Source organism: Spiroplasma sp. hyd1 (assembly GCF_016082235.1).
GTDB lineage: Bacteria > Bacillota_I > Bacilli_A > Mycoplasmatales > Mycoplasmataceae > Spiroplasma > Spiroplasma poulsonii.
The window spans coordinates 1-680 of sequence record NZ_JXYY01000137.1 but is presented as its reverse complement, the minus strand read 5'-3'; the positions used below and the strand labels follow the sequence as shown (position 1 = coordinate 680).

Annotated in this window: 1 protein-coding gene; it reads right to left on the bottom strand. The window is 24.3% G+C overall.

The genetic code is table 4. The annotated features are described in order from the left end of the window. Window positions 1-60: 60 nt before the first annotated feature. A partial coding sequence (locus tag TS70_RS06735; RefSeq protein ID WP_198049808.1) for a hypothetical protein occupies window positions 61-680 on the bottom strand: 620 nt, incomplete at its 5' end.

Genomic DNA, 680 nt, shown 5'->3' with positions numbered 1-680 from the left:
GATTTTCAAAAACATAATTACATCTTTAACTTCTACTTTTGGCATAATAACATCTCCTTCCTATATGGGCGTTCCTTCACCCTGATATTCATAAATACTACCTTCAAAATCAATCCTCATGTTATTATTTTCATCTCAAAAATATATTTTTTGATCAGCATTACTAAAATAAACTCAGTAATTAAATCATTTTGAAGACTTCGGACTATAAAATTGAAAATTATTAATTTTAAAAGTAATTTGACCACTAGATATTTTAAACAAAGACTTAGGTCCAGTATAAATTTGTCAATCAGTAATTTTAACAGTAGGATAAATAGAATAAAACTTTAATATACTTAACGAAGTATTATTATCAATTTTTTTCCATAAGGAATTGTTATCAAATGTAGTGATATTATATACTGATTTTGCAGTTGGAACTTCTTCATCTGTTGACTTATCATTAATATTTTTTGTAATTGGTACTTGAATATTATTTTGCACTGTTCTAACTGCTTCTGTAAATTTTGGTGCACTTTCAGGTGTTATTCCAAGTTGAAAAATTAAATCATAATTTACAAAAAATTTATTGCTATGAACATGACTATCACATAACAAAGAATTAGCTCTTAAATTACTTTTTGTTGTTATTTTATCTTGTTTTTTATTAAAATTTTCTTTTGTTTCATTTGATAAAC